This window comes from Actinoplanes sp. NPDC049548, assembly GCF_040676695.1.
In the GTDB taxonomy this organism is placed as follows: domain Bacteria; phylum Actinomycetota; class Actinomycetes; order Mycobacteriales; family Micromonosporaceae; genus Actinoplanes.
The window spans coordinates 323,755-342,363 of sequence record NZ_JBFAPM010000003.1; the positions used below are offsets into that span (position 1 = coordinate 323,755).

The 18,609-nt window shown below is 70.8% G+C and carries 23 protein-coding genes; 10 read left to right on the forward strand and 13 right to left on the reverse strand.

Annotation, left to right across the window (positions count from 1 at the left end; translation table 11 throughout):
• The first annotated feature begins 35 nt into the window (after positions 1–35).
• The 3 genes from AB0J80_RS08685 to AB0J80_RS08695 all read left to right on the forward strand — a co-directional run bounded on the left by AB0J80_RS08685 (position 36) and on the right by AB0J80_RS08695 (position 3,302).
• Positions 36–1,835 (forward strand): NAD+ synthase, encoded by a 1,800-nt coding sequence (locus AB0J80_RS08685; RefSeq protein ID WP_364702007.1) that lies wholly within the window; start codon positions 36–38, stop codon positions 1,833–1,835.
• A gap of 112 nt (positions 1,836–1,947) precedes the next feature.
• Positions 1,948–2,790 carry a 3-methyl-2-oxobutanoate hydroxymethyltransferase gene (panB, locus tag AB0J80_RS08690; RefSeq protein WP_364702009.1) on the forward strand — a complete coding sequence of 281 codons (843 nt, stop codon included), beginning with the start codon at positions 1,948–1,950 and terminating at the stop codon, positions 2,788–2,790.
• A 62-nt stretch (positions 2,791–2,852) separates the two neighbouring features.
• Positions 2,853–3,302, forward strand: coding sequence for a VOC family protein (locus AB0J80_RS08695; protein WP_364702012.1), 450 nt, complete (start codon positions 2,853–2,855; stop codon positions 3,300–3,302).
• On the opposite strand, the gene AB0J80_RS08700 is transcribed toward AB0J80_RS08695, so the two are convergent.
• Both AB0J80_RS08700 and AB0J80_RS08705 read right to left on the reverse strand, forming a co-directional pair.
• Positions 3,299–4,723, reverse strand: coding sequence for an RNB domain-containing ribonuclease (locus AB0J80_RS08700; RefSeq protein ID WP_364702015.1), 1,425 nt, complete (start codon positions 4,721–4,723; stop codon positions 3,299–3,301). The two genes, AB0J80_RS08695 and AB0J80_RS08700, sit on opposite strands and share 4 nt — an antisense overlap.
• Positions 4,724–4,788: 65 nt before the next feature.
• Positions 4,789–4,920: a hypothetical protein gene (locus AB0J80_RS08705; protein WP_364702018.1), complete on the reverse strand. Its 132-nt coding sequence runs from the start codon at positions 4,918–4,920 to the stop codon at positions 4,789–4,791.
• On the opposite strand from AB0J80_RS08705, the gene AB0J80_RS08710 reads away from it, so the two are divergent.
• On the forward strand, positions 4,919–5,971 hold the full coding sequence (locus tag AB0J80_RS08710) for a hypothetical protein (protein WP_364702021.1): 1,053 nt from the start codon (positions 4,919–4,921) through the stop codon (positions 5,969–5,971). The genes AB0J80_RS08705 and AB0J80_RS08710 overlap by 2 nt on opposite strands.
• Here AB0J80_RS08710 and AB0J80_RS08715 read toward each other — a convergent pair.
• Together AB0J80_RS08715 and AB0J80_RS08720 are read right to left on the reverse strand one after the other, a co-directional pair.
• A complete protein-coding gene (locus tag AB0J80_RS08715) occupies positions 5,964–6,170 on the reverse strand; it encodes a hypothetical protein (RefSeq protein ID WP_364685196.1) in 207 nt (68 codons plus the stop codon). The genes AB0J80_RS08710 and AB0J80_RS08715 overlap by 8 nt on opposite strands.
• A 156-nt stretch (positions 6,171–6,326) precedes the next feature.
• Positions 6,327–7,352 (reverse strand): aspartate-semialdehyde dehydrogenase, encoded by a 1,026-nt coding sequence (locus AB0J80_RS08720; protein WP_364702023.1) that lies wholly within the window; start codon positions 7,350–7,352, stop codon positions 6,327–6,329.
• Between the two features lie 111 nt (positions 7,353–7,463).
• Between AB0J80_RS08720 and AB0J80_RS08725 the strand changes: the two genes are divergently transcribed.
• Positions 7,464–8,264, forward strand: coding sequence for a methyltransferase domain-containing protein (locus AB0J80_RS08725; protein ID WP_364702026.1), 801 nt, complete (start codon positions 7,464–7,466; stop codon positions 8,262–8,264).
• On the opposite strand, the gene AB0J80_RS08730 is transcribed toward AB0J80_RS08725, so the two are convergent.
• The 8 genes from AB0J80_RS08730 to AB0J80_RS08765 form a co-directional block, all read right to left on the reverse strand.
• The gene (locus AB0J80_RS08730) at positions 8,261–8,866 is read right to left on the reverse strand and encodes a M15 family metallopeptidase (protein ID WP_364702028.1); all 606 of its coding nucleotides are present in this window, start codon (positions 8,864–8,866) and stop codon (positions 8,261–8,263) included. The two genes, AB0J80_RS08725 and AB0J80_RS08730, sit on opposite strands and share 4 nt — an antisense overlap.
• Before the next feature lie 82 nt (positions 8,867–8,948).
• Entirely contained in the window at positions 8,949–9,563 is a 615-nt protein-coding gene (ribA, locus tag AB0J80_RS08735; RefSeq protein WP_364702031.1) for a GTP cyclohydrolase II, read from the reverse strand.
• 101 nt (positions 9,564–9,664) lie between these two features.
• Positions 9,665–10,801, reverse strand: coding sequence for a hypothetical protein (locus AB0J80_RS08740; RefSeq protein ID WP_364702033.1), 1,137 nt, complete (start codon positions 10,799–10,801; stop codon positions 9,665–9,667).
• Between the two features lie 121 nt (positions 10,802–10,922).
• Complete coding sequence (locus AB0J80_RS08745; RefSeq protein ID WP_364702036.1) at positions 10,923–11,837, reverse strand: serine/threonine dehydratase; 915 nt, start codon at positions 11,835–11,837, stop codon at positions 10,923–10,925.
• A 3-nt stretch (positions 11,838–11,840) separates the two neighbouring features.
• A complete protein-coding gene (locus tag AB0J80_RS08750; protein ID WP_364702039.1) occupies positions 11,841–12,902 on the reverse strand; it encodes a type I glyceraldehyde-3-phosphate dehydrogenase in 1,062 nt (353 codons plus the stop codon).
• Positions 12,903–13,579: 677 nt separating this feature from the next.
• Positions 13,580–13,927 carry a hypothetical protein gene (locus AB0J80_RS08755; RefSeq protein ID WP_364702041.1) on the reverse strand — a complete coding sequence of 116 codons (348 nt, stop codon included), beginning with the start codon at positions 13,925–13,927 and terminating at the stop codon, positions 13,580–13,582.
• Positions 13,928–14,127: 200 nt separating this feature from the next.
• Positions 14,128–14,766: a hypothetical protein gene (locus AB0J80_RS08760; RefSeq protein WP_364702043.1), complete on the reverse strand. Its 639-nt coding sequence runs from the start codon at positions 14,764–14,766 to the stop codon at positions 14,128–14,130.
• A gap of 26 nt (positions 14,767–14,792) precedes the next feature.
• A complete protein-coding gene (locus AB0J80_RS08765; protein WP_364702045.1) occupies positions 14,793–15,017 on the reverse strand; it encodes a hypothetical protein in 225 nt (74 codons plus the stop codon).
• Between the two features lie 81 nt (positions 15,018–15,098).
• Between AB0J80_RS08765 and AB0J80_RS08770 the strand changes: the two genes are divergently transcribed.
• The 5 genes from AB0J80_RS08770 (at position 15,099) to AB0J80_RS08790 (ending at position 17,901) form a co-directional block, all read left to right on the forward strand.
• Complete coding sequence (locus AB0J80_RS08770; RefSeq protein ID WP_364702048.1) at positions 15,099–15,548, forward strand: MarR family transcriptional regulator; 450 nt, start codon at positions 15,099–15,101, stop codon at positions 15,546–15,548.
• A gap of 166 nt (positions 15,549–15,714) precedes the next feature.
• Positions 15,715–16,233: a hypothetical protein gene (locus AB0J80_RS08775; RefSeq protein WP_364702051.1), complete on the forward strand. Its 519-nt coding sequence runs from the start codon at positions 15,715–15,717 to the stop codon at positions 16,231–16,233.
• Positions 16,234–16,251: 18 nt separating this feature from the next.
• Positions 16,252–16,494 (forward strand): hypothetical protein, encoded by a 243-nt coding sequence (locus AB0J80_RS08780; protein WP_364702054.1) that lies wholly within the window; start codon positions 16,252–16,254, stop codon positions 16,492–16,494.
• Between the two features lie 212 nt (positions 16,495–16,706).
• Positions 16,707–17,078, forward strand: coding sequence for a YciI family protein (locus AB0J80_RS08785; RefSeq protein WP_364702057.1), 372 nt, complete (start codon positions 16,707–16,709; stop codon positions 17,076–17,078).
• Between the two features lie 301 nt (positions 17,079–17,379).
• Positions 17,380–17,901, forward strand: a complete 522-nt coding sequence (locus tag AB0J80_RS08790) for an ATP-binding protein (protein WP_364702060.1) — start codon at positions 17,380–17,382, stop codon at positions 17,899–17,901.
• Between the two features lie 165 nt (positions 17,902–18,066).
• Here AB0J80_RS08790 and AB0J80_RS08795 read toward each other — a convergent pair.
• Positions 18,067–18,609 (reverse strand): tetratricopeptide repeat-containing protein (locus AB0J80_RS08795; protein ID WP_364702062.1); only part of this gene is annotated, 543 nt, incomplete at its 5' end.

The following is an 18,609-nucleotide window of genomic DNA, read 5'->3' on the forward strand; positions in this document are numbered from 1 at the left end:
CACACGGGATGCCAACGCTGGGGAACAATGGCGGCATGCCCTCGTTGCGGATCGCTCTCGCCCAGGTGAACTCCACCGTCGGGGACATCGCCGGCAATGCCGCCGCGGTGCGCCGCTGGTCCCGCCGGGCCGCCGACGCCGGCGCCCAGCTGGTCGCCTTCCCCGAGATGATGCTGACCGGCTATCCCATCGAGGATCTCGTCTTCCGGGATTCCTTCGTGACCGCGTCCCAGGCGGCGCTGCGGCAGCTCGCCACGGATCTGGCCGCGGACGGCCTCGGTGACGTGGCGGTGGTGGTCGGCTACGTCGACGCCGACGGTCCGGCGCCCACCAGCGCCGACGCGGTGCCCGGCAGCGGCCGCCGGGACGCCTCCGCGCTGCTGCTCGGCGGCGAGGTGGCGGCCACCTACTTCAAGCACCACCTGCCCAACTACGGCGTCTTCGACGAGGACCGCTACTTCGAGCCGGGCACCTCGCTGACCGTCGTACGGCTCGGGGACGTGGACGTGGCCCTCACCGTCTGCGAGGACCTCTGGCAGGCCGGTGGCCCGTTCGCCGCCGCGCGCCGGGCCCGGGTCGGGCTGGTCGTGACCATCAACGCCTCCCCGTACGAGCTCAACAAGGACGACGTCCGGCTGCCACTGGTGCAGCGCCGCGCCGCGGAGGCCGGTGCGACGGTCGCGTACGTGAATCTGGTCGGCGGCCAGGACGAGCTGGTCTTCGACGGCGACTCCATGATCGTGACGGCCACCGGCGAGCTGCTCACCCGAGCCGGTCAGTTCACCGAGGAGCTCCTCGTGCACGACGTCGAGGTGGCCGCCACCCCGGTCGACGCGACGGCCCCGCCCGCCCCGCAGCCGGCCGCGGAGTCCCCGCACGGCGAGGACGAGGGCGACGACGACATGACGATCGAGCGGGTGGCCCTGGCCTCGGCTCCGCGCCGGGTGGCCGACGGCCCGGCGGTCGGCGGCATCGCGGAGCGGGTGACCGACGAGGCGGAGATCTGGTCGGCGCTCACCCTCGGCCTGCACGACTATGTGGAGAAGAACGGCTTCCGCTCGGTGGTCCTGGGCCTGTCCGGCGGCATCGACTCGGCCGTCGTCGCGGCCATCGCGGTCGACGCGCTGGGCCCGCAGCGCGTCGTCGGCATCTCGATGCCCAGCGGCTACTCGTCCGCCCACTCCCGCGACGACGCCGCCGACCTCGCCAAGCGCACCGGGCTCGACTACCGGTCGGAGCCGATCCAGCCCATGGTCGACGCCTTCCTGGCCAACATGTCGCTCGGCGGCGTCGCCGTCGAGAACCTGCAGGCCCGCGTCCGCGGCGTGATCCTCATGGCGCTGTCGAACCAGGAGGGCCACCTGGTGCTGACCACCGGCAACAAGAGCGAGCTCGCGGTCGGCTACTCGACCCTCTACGGCGACTCGGTGGGCGGCTTCAACCCGCTCAAGGACGTGCCCAAGACGATGGTGTGGCGCCTGGCCAGATGGCGCAACGCCGACGCCGCCCGCCGCGGCGGCGAGCCGCCCATCCCGGAGAGCTCGATCACCAAACCGCCGTCGGCCGAGCTGCGGCCCGGCCAGGTCGACACGGACTCGCTGCCCGACTACGAGGTGCTCGACGCGATTCTCAGCGGCTACATCGACGGCGACAAGGGCCGCGACGACCTGGTCGCCGCCGGGCACGACGCCGCGCTGGTCGACCGGGTGCTGCGCATGGTCGACATCGCCGAATACAAGCGCCGCCAGTCCGCCCCGGGGACGAAGATCTCCATCAAGGCGTTCGGACGCGACCGCCGCCTGCCGATCACCAACCGCTTCCGCGAGGGAGCGTGAAGCGGGATGTGACCGGCTCCACTCACCTCTGACCGCGCGCGGCCTCCGGGTGCGACCATTCGAGTCGGAACCCGGGGACCGCACACCGCGGCCTCGAGGGAAGGAGACGACGATGTCCGAGACACCCGCCGAGGTGCCCACCCTGTACGGCGGCCCGCCCACCCGCCGCGTCCGCACCCGCGACCTGATCGCGGCCAAGGAACGCGGCGACCGCTGGGCGATGCTCACCTCGTACGACCAGTACACGGCCGCCCTCTTCGACAGTTCCGGCATCCCGGTGCTGCTGGTCGGCGACTCCGCGGCCAACAACGTCTTCGGGTACGAGACGACGCTGCCGGTCACGACCGACGAGCTGCTGCCATTGGTACGCGCGGTGGTCCGGGCCACCACGACCGCCCTGATCGTGGCCGACCTGCCCTTCGGCTCGTACGAGGAGGGCCCCACCCAGGCGCTGCGCACCGCCGTACGGTTCATGAAGGAGGGCGGCGCGCACGCGGTCAAGCTGGAGGGCGGCCGCCGGGTCGCCGAGCAGATCAGGGCGATCGTCGGCGCGGGCATCCCGGTGATGGCGCACATCGGTTTCACGCCGCAGAGCGAGCACACCCTCGGCGGCTACCGGGTGCAGGGCCGGGGCAGCGCCGCCGAGGAGGTCATCGCCGACGCGCGGGCGGTGGCCGACGCGGGTGCGTTCTCGGTGGTGCTCGAGATGGTCCCGGGCGAGGTCGCCAAGGTGATCACGAAGGAGCTCGCCATCCCGACCGTGGGCATCGGCGCCGGCCCGGACACCGACGCGCAGGTCCTGGTCTGGCAGGACATGGCGGGCCTGCGCGGCGGCAAGGCACCCCGCTTCGTCAAGCGGTACGCCGACCTCGCCGCCATCCTCGGCGACGCCACCCGCCGCTACGCCGACGAGGTCCGCAACGGCGAGTTCCCGGCGGCCGAGCACACGTTCTGAATTTCGGGGCACGGCCCGGGCAAGATCGGGCAAGTGGCAGACTTCGTCGCCGGAGGTGTCACATGTCCGTTCCTGCCCGGGTCAGCCTCGCCACCCTCGGCGTGGCCGACGTCGTGCGCGCGACCGAGTTCTACGAGTCGCTCGGCTGGCGGCTGTCACCCGCCTCGGTGCCCGGGGTCGTGAGCTTCTTCCACACCGCGGGCGGCCTGCTGTCGCTGGTGTCGACGGACGACCTGGCGACCGACGCGGGGCTGCCGTCGCGGATCGCGCCGCCCAACCCGGCCACCGACTTCCGGGGCACGATGCTGGCGATCAACGTGGAGAGCCCGGCCGCGGTCGACGAGGCGCTGCGCACGGTCGTGCGGGCCGGCGCCACCCTGGTGAAGGCGGGCGGCGCCACCGACTGGGGCGGCTACCTCGGCTACTTCACCGACCCGGACGGGCACCTGTGGGAGATCACCCACAACCCCGCCTGGCCCCTGGACGAGGCCGGCGTACCCCGGCTCCCCTAGATCTGCTCGAACCGCACCGTACGCGTCTTGGGATCCGCTTCCGCCAGCCGCACCGGGATGCGCTCGCCCAGCGGCAGCTCGCCGGAGCACTTGGCCTGCACGGCGGGATCGTCGATCGCGACCGTCCCGCCCGGCGGCCGGCTACGCCCGTCGGAGCGCGGCTCGTCGACGTCGAGCACTCCGGCCTCGAACGTCTCCCCCACCCGGCCCGCGAGCAGCACCGCCTCGGTCAGCGCCACCGCACCCCGGTCGGCGGCGGAGGCCACCCGGTCGGTCGCCGCCATCGCCTCGGGCAGGCGCGGCAGGGCGGCCCGGGCCCAGTCCGGCACGGCCGCGCCGGCGTGCAGGGCCAGGCACACCTCGGTCGCGTACCGGTCGGCGAGCCGGCGCAGCGGGGCCGTGACGTGCGCGTACGCGGCACCCACCCCGCCGTGCCCGGTCTCGGCCGGCACCGACCCGTCGAACGCCGTGTAAGCCGCCCCGCGCAACAGGTCCGCGGCCTGGTTGAGGAACGCGGCGCCCCGGGGCGAGGCCGGATCCACGGACGAGACGACGGCGCCGACCGTGGCACCGTCGGGCCACTGCACGCCCAGGGAGTCGGCGGCCGCCCGCAGCTTCGTGACAGCCTCGGACCGCGGCGCCGGCATCGTGCGCAGCAGTCCCACCCGGCCGTCCAGCATCAGCGAGGCCGCCGCCATCCCGGTCAGCAACGAGATCTGCGCGTTGAACTCCTCCACCGGCAGCGGGGCCCGCAGCACCAGGGTCCAACCGTCCCCGTCCGGCTCCACCTCCTGCTCGGGCAGCGGCAGGTTCACCGCACCCCGGTCCGCCGCCCGGGCGGTGAGCAGCGCGCCGAGCTGCGGCAGCAACGCGATGGGTTCGGGCGCCTTCCCCGCGTCGACGGCCCGCTGCAAACCGGCGTAGTCCAGCTTGGCGCGGCTGCGGACCCGCGCCCGCTCGAGCGCGATCCCGGTGATCGCGGCGTCGGCGTCCAGGTCGATGGTCCACACGACCGCCGCCCGGTCGACGTCGGGCAGAAGGCTCACGGCATCCTCGCTGAGCACCGGCGGATGCAGCGGTACCTTGCCGTCGGGCAGGTAGATGGTCTGCCCGCGAACCCACGTCTCGGCCTCCAACGGACCCCCGGGCCGCACGTACGCGGCCACGTCGGCGATCGCGTACCGCACGCGGAACCCGCCACCGTTGCGGGAGCTGAGGTGCATCGCCTGGTCGAGGTCGCGCGACGTCGCCGGGTCGACGGTGACGAAGGGTATGTCGGTGCGGTCGGTCGAGGGCAGCGGCTTCGCGACGGCCTGCTCCGCCTCCGCCAGCGCCTCGGCCGGGTAGGCGTCCGGAAGCTCCAGTTCCTTGCGGAGAACGGAGAAGTCGATGCGCGGCGCGAGGACCCGTTTGATCGGCACGGCTCATTCCTAACACGCGAAAGGGCCGCGCCCGTGCCGGCGCGACCCTTCGACTCGGTGGTGCCTCAGCGCTTGGCGGTCGCCTTGCGCGCCGGAGCAGCGGTACGCCCGTTGCTCGCCGCGGTCGCCTTGCGGGCGGCGGCCGCGGTAGCGGGCTTCTTGACCCGCCCGGCGTTGGTGGCCGAGTTCTTGGTCATGGACGCGGGCCTGGCGTTGCCGGACTTGCCGGCGCCGGCCGCCCGCACCTTGGCGGCGGCCGCGTTGCCGGTCGCCCGGGTGGCGGTCGCCTTCGCCGCGGCCGGCTTGGCAGCGGTGCTCTTCGCAGCCGTGGACTTCGCCGCCGTGGACTTCGCAGCCGTGGACTTCGCGGCCGTCGACTTCGCAGCCGTGGACTTCGCAGCCGTGGACTTCGCCGCCGTGGACTTCGCAGCCGTGGACTTCGCCGCCGTGCTCTTGGCAGCGGTCGACTTCGCGGGCGTGGACTTCGCGGCGGTGCGCTTGGCAGCCGTCGACTTCACGGCGGTCGACTTGGCAGGGGTCGACTTCGCCGTCGTCGCCTTCTTCACCGCGGCGGTCTTGGCCGGAGCCTTCTTCGCCGTGGTCTTCTTCGCCGCCGTGGTCGCCTTGGCCGCGGTCTTCTTCGCCGCCGTGGTGACCTTGGCAGCCGCCTTCTTCGCCGCCGTGGTCGCCTTGGAAGCCGCGGACTTCGCCGCCGTCGACTTCGCCGCGGTCGACTTCGCCGCGGTCGACTTCGCCGCGGTCGACTTCGCTGCCGTCGTGCGCGCGGTCGACTTCGCCGCCGTCGACTTGGTGGCGGTCTTGGTCGCCGGAGCCTTCTTGGCCGTCGTCTTGCTCGCCGGCGCCGTCTTCGCGGCGGTCTTGGTGGCGGCGGTCTTGGTGGCGGCCTTGGCGGGCGCCTTGGCGGCGGTGGTCCGGCTGGTCGCCTTGGCCGCCGTCTTGGTGGCCTTGGCGGCCGTCTTGGTGACCGCCGTACGCGTGGTCGGGGCCGACGCCGTGGCGGTGCGCTTGGTCGGGGCCGAGGTAGCGGCGGCGGTGCGCTTCGCGGCCGCCGGCCGCTTCGCCGCGGCCGGCTTGGCGCCGGCGGGCTTCGTGGCGGCGGCCCTGGTCGGGGCAGCCTTCTTGGTCACGGCCATGGGGAAGTTCCTCCTTGCGAATGACTGCGGGCTCGTCTCCGCCTGGAGACCGAAGATTCCGGCTTGGACACAGGGGTCGAGCCGGCCTAGCTGACCTCCCCGGTCCAGCGGGCATCCTCGGCATCCCACGCCGCATTGCGCTTCTCGACCGTCTCGAGTGCCCGCGTGGCGTCGTCAGCGGAGGCGTACGGACCGAGCCGGTACTGGGCAGGACACACGTCGTCCCCGGACTCGACCCGGTCATGCCGGAGGCACCAGAAATAGCCGCCCCCGCCAGGCCCACTGTCGTTCATGCCATCACTGTGCACCTCAAACCGACCATGCGCTACCGATTCAGGCAAAAAGCCCGGATTTTCCATAGTGGAGCGTCCCGAAGACCCCCCGAAGGAACGACAAAAAAGTCCGCCCCGCCCCACCACGAGGCGGGACGGGGCGGGACGGATGAGGCGTCAGCGCAGGCCCGCGGCGACCAGCTCCGCCACCTGGACGGCGTTGAGGGCCGCACCCTTGCGCAGGTTGTCGTTGGAGAGGAACAGCGCCAGCCCGTTGTCGACCGTCTCGTCGGCGCGGATCCGGCCCACGTACGTCGGGTCCCGGCCGGCCGCCTGCAGGGGCGTCGGGACGTCGGACAGTTCCACACCCGGGGCGCCGGCGAGGAGCTCACGCGCCCGCTCGGGGCTCACGGGCCGGGCGAAGCGCGCGTTCACCTGCAGCGAGTGGCCGGTGAAGACGGGCACGCGTACGCACGTACCGGAGACCTTGAGGTCCGGGATGCCGAGAATCTTGCGGCTCTCGTTGCGGAGCTTCTGCTCCTCGTCGGTCTCGCCGCGCCCGTCGTCGACGATCGAGCCGGCCAGCGGGAGCACGTTGAACGCGATCGGCCGGGCGAAGGAGCGGGGTGCCGGGAAGTCGACCGCGGCGCCGTCGTGGGTCAGCTCGGTGGCGCGGTCGGCGACCTTCTTCACCTGCTCGTCGAGTTCGGCGACGCCGGCCAGGCCCGCGCCCGAGACCGCCTGGTACGTGGTCGCCACCAGGGCGACGAGGCCGGCTTCGTCGTGCAGCGGGCGCAGCACCGGCATCGCGGCCATCGTCGTGCAGTTCGGGTTGGCGATGATGCCCTTGGGCCGGTTCGCGGCGGCGTCCGGGTTCACCTCGGCGACGACGAGCGGGACGTCCGGGTCCATCCGCCAGGCGGAGGAGTTGTCGACGACCACGGCACCCGCTTCGGCGACGCGCGGCGCGTACTCCTTGGAGCTGCCCTTGCCCGCGGAGAACAGGACGATGTCCAGGCCCCGGAAGTCCGCCTTCTCGGCGTCCTCGACGGTGACCTCACCGCCCTGCCAGGGCAAGGTGCGGCCCGCGGAGCGCGCGGACGCGAAGAGCCGGAGCTGGTCAACGGGAAACTGGCGCTCGGCCAGGATGCGGCGCATGACGCCACCGACCTGTCCCGTCGCGCCGACGATGCCGATCCTCATGGGCACAAAAGTACGGCCCCAACTGCACCTACGGAAATCGGGTAACCGATAGCTTCTCATAATCCGAGATTGGTCTCCCGATATGCGAGACACGGTCGTAGCGTCGGCGGCATGGCTGCTGTCTACACCCACGGGCATCACGAATCGGTCCTGCGCTCACACCGCTGGCGCACCGCAGAAAATTCGGCGGCATACCTGCTGCCCCATCTGACCTCCGGCGCGACGGTCCTCGACGTCGGCTGCGGACCCGGCACCATCACGGCCGACCTGGCGACGCGCATCACACCCGGCCGGATCACGGCACTCGAGCACACCGAGGCGGCCCTCGACCTCGCTCGCGCCGAGGTCGCCCGCCGCGGCCTGACGACCGTCGACTTCGTCGTCGGCGACGTGCACGCCCTCGACTTCCCCGACGGCAGCTTCGACGTGGTGCACGCCCACCAGGTCCTGCAGCACGTCGGCGATCCCGTGCGGGCGCTGCGCGAGATGCGCCGCGTGACCAGGCCCGGCGGTCTCGTGGCGGTCCGCGACAGCGACTACGCCGCCTTCACCTGGTACCCGCGGTTGCCGGAGCTCGACGAGTGGCTGGCGCTCTACGAGAAGGTGGCGCGCGGCAACGGCGGCGAACCCGACGCCGGCCGCCGGCTGCTCTCCTGGGCACACGCCGCGGGCTTCACCGACGTCACCGCCACCTCGAGCACGTGGTGCTTCGCCGACGACGAGGACCGCGCGTGGTGGGGCGGCCTCTGGGCGGACCGCATCCTGAAGTCGGACATGTCACGCCAGGCCCTCGAGTCCGGCGCCGCCACCCAGGAGGATCTCGAGCGCATCTCGCGAGGCTGGCGCGCCTGGGCCGCCGACCCCGACGGCTGGCTCTCTCTGCTGCACGGCGAGCTGCTCTGCCGCGTCTAGCTCTTCGGCTTGTACGCCCAGTGCCACGACTCCCGCGGCACGTTCTCCACGAAGCCGTACTTCTCGGCGTTGGCGCGCATCCACGTCAGCGCCTTGGCGTTGAGGTCGAGGTCGGTCGCCATGCCCCAGCCGTGCTCGCTGGTGCCGGGCTTGGCGGCCAGCCCGCCCTGCGAGTACAGGCCCTTGCGGCGGGCGAGATCCACCTGCTCGCTGTAGGGACGGTAGGAGTCGGTGATGCCGATCGTCACGCCCTGCGCCTTGGCGTCGGCCATCATCCGGGTCAGCGACTGGGCCGCCGGCGCCCACAGCTTGTGGTTGGTGGCGCCCACCTTCTCGAGCGCGTTCGCCGGGATCTTGCCATTGCCGTACGCGGCCAGCTCGGTCGGAATCCCCTTGCTGTTCAACGTGTACGTCTTGCCGGCGTCCGGCGCGGACTGCGTGCCCATCGCGTCGGCGAGTGCCGAGGCGAACGAGGCGCCCGAGGCGGATGTGGTTCCCGTGGTGCCCGAAGCGGTCGTCGGTCGCGTGGCCTGCTGGGTCTGCAGGGCGATGATGCGGCTCTGGATGTCGGCGATCCGGTTGTTGACGGCCTCGATGCCCACAGCGAAAACCTCCGCGCTTCTCAGGCTGACCCCTGCCTGTTCGGCGCAACGGGAAAATCCCTGAGCCGCTCCCCGGACGAAATCAGACCGCCAGCGGCAGGTCGATCGTGTGCGCGGTGTGCGCCACCTTGGCCTGCAGGTAACGGACGTTCGCGTCGGAGGCGTGCACGCCGGTGGGCAGCACCGCGCGCACGTCGACGTCGTGCGCCCGCAGCTGGGCCGCCTTGTCGGGGTTGTTGGTCAGCAGGTCGACCGACGTGGCGCCCAGCGCCGTGAGCATCTGCGCCGCGGCGGTGTAGTCCCGTTCGTCGTCCGCGTGCCCGAGCGCCCGGTTCGCTTCGTAGGTGTCCATGCCGAGGTCCTGCAACGCGTACGCGTCGAGCTTCGCGTACAGCCCGATGCCCCGCCCCTCCTGGCGCAGGTAGAGCAGGTAGCCGCCGACCGTGGCGATCCGCTCGACCGCCTCGCGCAGCTGGGGGCCGCAGTCGCAGCGCTCGGAGCCGAAGACGTCGCCGGTGAGGCACTCGGAGTGCGGCCGGACCAGCGGCACGGGGGCGCCGGCCACGTCACCGAGGGCCAGAGCGAGGTGCTCCTTGCCGTCGGCCAGCCCGTCGAACGTGATGACCTCGGCCGTGGTGCGGTAGCCGTCCGCGAACTTCAGCGGAACGGTGACACGGCTGCGAATACCTACGGACATGACGGCTCCCTTAAGCACTTGATGCTTCAAGTACGGATCGACCGTACTCCGCACTTGTTAAGGGATCCACGAGCTGAACATCACAACGGATCAGGAAGCGGTCAGCCGATCGCGACCGGCTGGCGCACCTCGTTGCCCTCGATCCGGTCCTTGACCTCGAGATCCAGCTCCGAGGTGCGGTCGGTGCGGTTCGGCAGGAGGTTCGTGATGAGGACGAGCAGACAGCCGATACCGGCGTAGAGGCCCAGCACAGCCAGGTGCCCCGCGATCGGCGCGTCGGGGAAGTACAGATCGTCCCGGACCGCCTGCACGCCGGCGCCCGTCGGCAGGTTCTCGCCGACCACCCGGCCGAACACGGGCAGGAACTCCGGCAGGATGCTGGCGCCGCTGATCACCGTACCGATGGTGAAGTAGAGGCCGCCCAGCAGCGCGCCGCCCGGGCCGAGGAGCGAGACCGCGCCCGCGGTCGACGCGGTGATGGCCAGCGAGACGAGCGCGAAGATGCCCAGCATCTCGAGGTGGTTCGCGTCGACGCCCACGCCGAACCAGCTCATCGACCAGAGCACGACGGCCGCCGAGCCGAGGGCGTACACGATGAGGGTGGCCAGGTGCCCCAGCCCGCGTTTCCAGGATCGCCGCGTGCGCGGGATCAGCCGGCCCAGCCCCACGGAGGCGATGGTGCCGCCCAGCGCCAGCGCCTGGGTGAGGAAGCCGAGGGAGGCGCCGTTGACGTCGTCGGCGGGCAGCGGCACCACGTCGGTGATCGGCGGCGGCGTGGCCAGCGCCTGCGCCTGCGCGATGGAGATCGTGGTGCCCTGCTTCGCGAGAATCCCCAGCTGCTGCGCGTTCTGTTGCGCGATGACGCTCGTGTAGGTGTTCCTCAGCAGGCTCGCGGCCGCCGTACCCGCGGCGCCGGCCACGTAGAGGTGCGGCTGCGCGGCGGTGACGTCGACCCCGCCGTACACGTCGCGGCGTTTGATCCCGTCCCGCATCTCGGCGACCGAGGGGTATATGGTCGCCTCGAAGATCCCGTCTCGCTCCAGCAGATCCAGGATCGCCGCCTGCTTGCCGACCGGCGACACGAGCCCGACCGGTACGTCATGCGGCGTCGCCTTGTGCCCCATGCCGAGGTAGTAGGCCGTCAGGGCGAGCTGCACCAGCGCCCCGGCGAGGCAGACGACCACAGCGAACCGGCGAAACTGGCGCACCGATTTGATCCGGTTGTCCCCATCCGTCATACCTTCAGCATCGCGGACCGCCGGGGCAGACGCAGGGTGATCGTCGATCACCGTCGCCGTCACTTCACATGTACGGGTTGACCCCGCCCCAACCGCAACACCGTGGCCCCGCCACCAGGAGTCAGGCCAGGTCCGCCGGATCCGTGTTGGCGCCGCACAGCAGCACGATCACGCGTTCTCCGGGCGCCGGCACGTAGGCACCGGAGTCGAGGGCGGCCTGGGCTGCGGCCGTACCGTGCTCCACCGCCAGGCGGTAGTCGTCCCAGAGCCGCCGGCGAGCCTCCACGATCGCCTGGTCGTCCACCAGCACCGAGGTCAGCCCCGCCGCGACCGCGGTCTCGTAGGCGATCGAGCCGGCCCGGCGCGCGCCCAGCGAGTCGGCGGCCACCCCGGAGACCGGTACGTCCACCGGCGCACCGGCCGCCATCGCGGCGTGCAGCGCCTGTGCCGTCGGCGGCTCGACGGCGACGACCTTCGCGCGGCCGTACAGCGCCGCGACAACCCCCGCGATCAACCCGCCGCCACCCACGGCGACCAGGACCGTGTCGAAGCCGTCCGGCAGCTGTTCCCACAGCTCCAGGCCGAGCGTGCCGTTCCCGGCCACCATGTCCGGATCGTCATACGCGTGACAGAACAGCGCCCCGGTGCGCTCGGCCTGCACGACGGCGGCCGCGTACGCCTCCGCGTACTCGTTGCCGGCCTGGGTGACCCGGGCACCCAGTTTGGCCAGCTTCGCGACCTTGACCGCCGGGGCGGTGACCGGCACGTAGATCTCGGCGGCCACTCCCAGCTCCCGGGCCGCGTACGCGGCGGCCAGCCCGGCGTTGCCCCCGGACGCGCAGATGATGCCGGACGCCGGCAGTCCCTGCTCGGCGGCCACCAGGATCTTGTTGAGCATCCCCCGGGTCTTGAACGAGCCGGCGTGCTGCACCAGCTCCAGCTTGTAGCCGACGGCACCGTCGAGGAGGACGGGCGTCCGCCGCACCCGGTCGCCGATGCGCCGGGCCGCGGCTTCGATCGCTGCGAGCGTTATCACGGATCAGGCCGCGGCGGTCTTGTAGAGCAGGCCCGCCGGCACGGGCTCACGTTCCCCCACCAGGCGCGCGAGGTCGAGCAGGCGGTGCGAGAACCCCCACTCGTTGTCGAACCAGCCACGGACCTTCACGCCGCCGTCCGCCGTCGTCTGGGTGCCGGAGGGGTCGAACAGGCACGACGCGGGGTTGTCGCGCACGTCGATCGAGACCGTAGGGTCCGGGTCGTAGTCGATGAGGCCGCGCATCGAACCGGCCGCCGCCTCGGCGATCGCCCGGTTCACCTCGTCGGCGCCGACCGGCCGGTCGGTGAGGCCGCCCAGCTCGGCGAGCGACCCTATCGGCGTCGGCACGCAGTAGTAGCTGTAGCGGACCTCGCCCAGCCGCGGCAGCGCGACGGAGACCAGGTCACCGGCGACGTGATCGTGCGGGATGATGCTCTCCGCCGCGGCACGTCCCAGCCGCGGATCGTCCCGCGACGTGCCGGTCGAGGTGTCGTGCACCCGCTGCCACCCCTGGACCGCCAGCACCACCGAGGTGTGCACGCTGCGCAGCCCGAACCGGTCCAGCAGCACCTTGGCCATCACCGAGAGCGCGTTGACCCCGCAGGACGCCGGCGACACCACGTCGTGGCGCGCCGCGTCGTACGTGTCGTGGTTCACGCCGTAGACCAGCACCGCGTCGGGATCGTCGGCGGAGGCGCTGATCACCACCTTGCGGGCGCCCCCGTGGGTGATGTGCGCGCGGGCGAGGTCGCCGTTGCGGAACCGCCCGGTCGCCTCGATCACCACGTCGACGCCCGCGTCGCCCCACGGGATCCGGCTCGGCTGCGACTCCTGGAAGGTCCAGATCGGACGGTCGTCGACGACCAGCTGCCCGCCGGCCGTCCGCACCGAGCCGGCGAATCGCCCGCGTAAGCTGTCGCGTTTCAACGCGTATGCCAATCGGTCCGGTGCGGCGATGTCATTAATGGCCGCAACGGTGATTCCCGAGGCCGGAGCGCTGTTGATGATGCGCATGACCGAGCGACCGATCCGGCCGAAACCGTTGATGCCGATCCTGACACTCACCCAAGCACTCCTCGTGGCCGGTCCGACAAACCCTGCTACCCACGACGCGACCATACCGGGAGCTTTCCCAGCGAGCACCCGCCGTTACATATCAGACACTATGAGTATGCAAGTTGCACGTCAACCAGATCGCCGGCAGAGCCGGTCACCGGCACGTCCCCCGTCGGCGCCCTACTTTACTCACCCCATCGTCCTCTCAGGACGGCCGGTCCTGCCTGGTGTTTTCGGTCGCACCGAGGCGATCGGCGGGTCCCGACCGAGCCGCCGGCTGAGTAACGGGCAGCCCCGGCACCAGGGGTTGGCCCGCACGCCCCCGACCAGCGGCCCCGGTCACGCCTGGTACAGGCCACCCGGCGGCCGTCGCCCCAGCTCAATCCGTTTCCGGCGGCTATTCCCCGGCCCCGACCGATTCGTTTTCCCCGGTCCACCGGGCCGGCGACCGTCCATTTCCGGGTCCACCGGGGCTCAGTGCAGAAGAAAACGATGACCCGGCTCCGCCGCGCCCGGCCGAGATTCGCAGACCACCGCTATCCGATTCACGAAAACGTCATCGGCGATTCACGCTGCGAACCATTCGGCGACGAGCAGGCGCAACGTGGTTCAAACCTGTAGAAAGTGCCGCCGGGTGCACAATCAGACCGCCGTGGCGCCCCCCGGCTCGCCGTGGCGGTTACACGTCAGACGAGGACGATCAGCGACTCGACCCCGCGGGCGGTGAAGTAGTAGACGCCATGCCCCTGGTGCCGCACCAGGAGCCGCCCCACCTCCTCCCGCCACCGCCGCGCCGACGGCACGACGACGACGGAGTGGCCTTTGTGGAGCCCCGCCACGTACAAATTCATGATCGTCGCGTCCCCGCCCCAATCCCGGAGCCGGCAGCGGCGCGGACGAGCCTCCACCGCGGGGAATCCGGCGGCGCGCAGCGACGCGATCGCCGCCTCCGCACTCCGCCTATCGGGAACAAGTCCGGCGACGGCATCCGCCGGGCGGGCGAGAAACTCGGTGTTGTCCTGCGGGATCGTCATGATCGCCTCCTGCGGAACGACTTGCCCGCAGATTAGGACGGCGGCCCGCCACCGGGAATGCGGCGGCCAGATGCCCGACAGAAATGCATTAAACATCACCCATCGGCGACAATGCCCTCCGCCGCGGCCTCGTTGCCGCCTCCTGGGCTCGGCCTTCACCGCTCTGCCGGCACCGGCCTTTGTTGCCGCCGCCCTTGCCATCAGCCGCCGCCGCAGAATTCCCAACCGCCGGTGCCGGAGTCCGGCGGCACCTGCTTCTCGAAGCGCCAGGGCCGGCGCGTTCGCCGCTCGACGCCCTCCGCGTGGTGCAGGCAGGTCAGGCCCGCCAGCGGGAAGCACTCCCCCCGCCCACCGCAGTCGGCTAGGTAGACCCGGCCCCCGGCGACTCCCGTCTCGCGATCCACCCGGAACAGCAAGGGCAACTGATCATCGCCACAGCGCTCATCCTGGCGAGCCATCCGCAGCGTCTCCAGGAGCTGCGGGCCCTGCGGATCCCTCGGCGTGTAGTGCAGGAAACGACCGAACGCGTCCTCGCAGAACTGCGCGTACTCCTGCGTCTGCAGCACAAGCTCGTGCCACAGATCGTTCACGGCCACCGACGGCATGGCGAGTTGCGCCCCCGGATGCCGAGCGGTCAGCCGAAACCACTGCCGCGCGCCGTCCTCCACGATCGCCACTGCGGCATCGCTCAGGCCGGGGTGCCCGAACAGGAACCGCTGCCGCGCACTGCTGGGGAACCTGCACTCCTCGATGACCGTGAGGCGCCGGCCGAGTGCTTTGTCCCGTACCCGTATCCAGGCCATGTCCTCAGCCTGCAACCCGGCGACGGCCCGGGTCATCGGATGATCGGCCCTCAGTCGCGCCGCTACCCCTCCCGGGCGAGCCGCTTGCGCTCGCGCTGCTCCCGGCTGTACGCCTTGCGCGCCTCGAGGTCGCGCTTCCACTGCTCGCGGGCCGGCTGCTCACAACCGTGGACCGCGTTCTTCGTCTGCGCCGGCCCGATCATCGACCGGAAGAACCAGTCGTGGAACGTGTCGTGGAACCAGCGCCCGAACCGCCCCCGGCCCGCAGCCCGGTCGATCTTCGCCATGACGGGTGCATCTCCCTTGGTGTGCAAAACATTGGTGCCCCAACTATTGGTAGTCTAGCGGCTGACCTGAGGAGAACCACCTTGAGTGACACGACCGACAGCAACGCCCTGGCCCTGGAGGAACAGGTCTGCTTCGCCCTCTCCGTGGCGGCGCGCAGCGTGGTGGCCGTCTACCGCCCGATCCTGGAGCCCATGGGCCTCACCCACCCCCAGTACCTGGTGATGCTGGCCCTGTGGCAGTACGCCCCGCTGTCGGTCCGCCGCCTGAGCGAACTCCTCCAGCTCGACCCGGGAACCCTGTCCCCGCTGCTCAAACGCCTCGAGGCAACCGGCTACCTACGCCGCGAACGCGACCCCGCCGACGAACGAAGCCTCGCCATCACCCTGACCCCCGAGGGCAGGAAGCTCCGCGACCGCGCCGAGCAGATCCCGCCGGCGGTGGTGGAGCGGCTCGGCATGCCGATCGAGGACCTGAAAACCCTCCATGCGGCCCTCACCCAGGTCATCGCCGCCGCCAAGCCGATCGCTTGATCCACTAACCTGCCCTGGTGTGGAGAACGTGCGAGAAGGTGCAGGATCCCCGCCCCGAAACACCACCTGACGAAGTTCGGGACGGCAGCACTGGCTGGTTCCGGTGACCCGGACTCGAGAGCCGGCCATTGCCGGCTTCGCCACGATCGCGCTGATTGTCGTGGGCGTGGCGCTGTGGCAGCTCGATCCTTTCGCCGACCGCCCTGCACGGGTGCCGAGCTGTACCGACTTGGCGCCGGCCATGCAGTCGACGGCAGGTGGAGCCTGGTCCGTGAGCGACCCTGACAAGGATCGCAGCGAGACCGAGTCCTCGACGGTGTGCCAGCTGACTTTCACCTCCGCCGACCAGCGCTTCTCCGGCACGGCTCTCGTTCTCGTGCAGGGCGACACCGAGGAGGAGGCGGCCCGCCGTAAGGCTGCTAAGACGGAGTGCCTGGGCATCGCCACTGTCGCCGCGGTTCCGAATGGCTACTCGGCCTACCGCACCTGTGAGCAGAACAACGGCGAGCGGGTCAACGGCAGCGTCGTCGCCGCCAAAGGCAACCGATGGACCCACCTGTCGGTCTTCACCTCCGTGCCCGCAGGCGCTGAGGCCGCCGCCGCGATCGCATACGCCCAGGACATGGCCGGCAAGCTGGCCGAGCTTGCCATGACGCTGACCGAGAGCAAGGAGGCCGGAGCGTGAACACAAAGGATCGCCATTGTGCTGGCGATCATGTCGCCGTTCCTTCTGTGGTACCTGGTGTCGTGGCTGGCGTGCCTCGTGGTGACGCCGTTCGCCTGGCTGGCCCGCTCGACACTCGGCCGCCCCAGCCCTGTGATCGCGCACTGGGATGAGAACCCCTGGGCCGAGTGGTCGAGCGGCGCGGACGCCGCCGGGCAGCCGACGACCTGGTGGTGCACGTCGCGGGCGAGCTGGCGCAGTTCGGAACACCGCGCTCACTGACGGCGCCACGGGCTGAACTGATCGAACTCACCACTGTCCGCGAGACGCCCATCGTCGAACGGATCGCGGCTCGCCGGCGTGGGCGGCGTACCTGAATGATCGGTCCGGCCGGCGGCGGGAGAATTTCCCGGCACAGCGTCGAATACGGGCCTCGTCGTTCGTAGAGCAGGTGAGAGGCGGCCCCGGACCGCCGGGACACAGGGAGTCATGAGATGACCCGGTACTTGATCTCGTTCAATGACGGCGCGATGGACCACATCACCGACGAGGAGCTCCCCGACGTGGGCAAGGCCGCGCACGCGGTGATCCAGGAAGCCGTGAACGCCGGTGTGTTCGTGTTCGGCACGGGACTGGAACGCCAGCAGGCGAGCATCGTGTCCACGAACGGTACGGTCACCGACGGCCCCTACCCGGAGACCAAGGAGGTCATCGGCGGGTTCGTCGTCGTGGACGTGGCCACCCGCGAGGAGGCGCTGACCTGGGCTGCCAAGATCGCCGGCGCTTGCCGCTGCGCTCAGGAGGTCCGGGAACTCCTCCCGGACCCCGAGTTGGAAGCGATGCTCCGCCGCGCCGACTCGCGATGACGACTTCCTGACGTGATCAGGGCGTCTCCTCCAAGGGCCGCGTCGCCAACGCGATCTAAGGGTGTCCGACATCGTCGACGGCTTTCCGTACGACCATGGACCGATATGGTCGCTCAACGTGAGATCCGCGATACTGCTTGGGACTGGCTGTGGATGCCGCACACTGCCGGCGGCGTGCGGGCGGATCCGCCAGGTGATGCGGGACTACAGACAGTGATCCTTGAGGTGGTGGCGGCGTCCAGCTCTGCAAGAACGTGGGGGCGGTAAGGCCCGGGGAGGGCCAACGACGATCATGGGCTGCATGACGACGAACGATGCTGAGCGCCCACCTGGTGCATCATCGCGTGGCCAGCTCTTCATCATCTGCGGGCTCCCGGGAAGCGGGAAGACCACCAAGGCCAAGGAAGTGGCTGGTCGATGGCGCGGCCTGCGGCTCGGACCCGATGAGTGGTTGAAGGCTCTCGGCGTCGGCCTGTGGGACGCCGCCATGCGAGAGCGAGTAGAGGCGCTCCAATGGTCGGTGGCCAAGGAACTCCTGCTCCTTGGCAACACCGTGATTGTCGAGTGGGGCACGTGGGGTCGTTCTGAGCGGGACTCCCTCAGGCTTCAGGCGCGAGAGCTCGGAGCTGCGGTGCACCTGCTCTACCTCGACGTCCCCGATGAGGAACTCTGGCGCCGAATCAGCGAGCGCGCTTTGGAGGATCCTCCCATCCAGCGCTCGGACGTCGAAGAATGGCGGGGCGACTTCGAAGCGCCCGACGAGCAGGAATTCGGCCTGTACGACGCCTTGCCACCAAGCCCCGTGACCCCTGCACAAGCTTGAGCAAGGCTGGGCGGGGCGGACCGGCCGGCTGTTGGTGCGCCGCACGACGTTGACGTCGCCCTCGCCATGGCCAGGGTGGTGTCGGAGACGGTCAGGGTCAGGCATGGAAAGCTTCGCCGGACACGGCGAACCCCAGCACCGACGGAGACCGTGGAACTGGGGCTGCTATTCGACTACCGCACTGCGGCCGAGGTCTTCCTTGTTGCGTAGCCGTCGTCCCACGGCGCGGGTGTTCGGGTGGTCCTCGCCCAGCACCCGGCGGCGGCGGGCGTAGGTCTCCTCGTCCAACTCCCGCGCCCTTGCGACCTCACCCAGCACATGCAGGTCGCGGGCGAGGTTGTTGGCCGAGGTGAGAGTGCTCGGGTGGTCCTCGCCCAGTACCCGGCGGCGGCGGGCGTAGGTGTCCTCGTTCAACTCCCGCGCCCGCGCGACCTCACCCAGCACGTGCAAGTCGGCGGCGAGGTTGCTGGCCGAGATGAGGGCGTCCGGGTGGTCCTCGCCCAGTACCCGCAGGCGGCGGGCGTAGGTGTCCTCGTCCAACTCCCGCGCCCGCGCCACCTCACCCAGCACGTACAAGTCGCGAGCGAAGCGGCTGGCCGAGGTGAGAGTGCTCGGGTGGTCCTCGCCCAGTACCCGCAGGCGGCGGGCGTAGGTGTCCTCGTCCAACTCCCGCGCCCGCGCCACCTCACCCAGCACGTACAAGTCGCG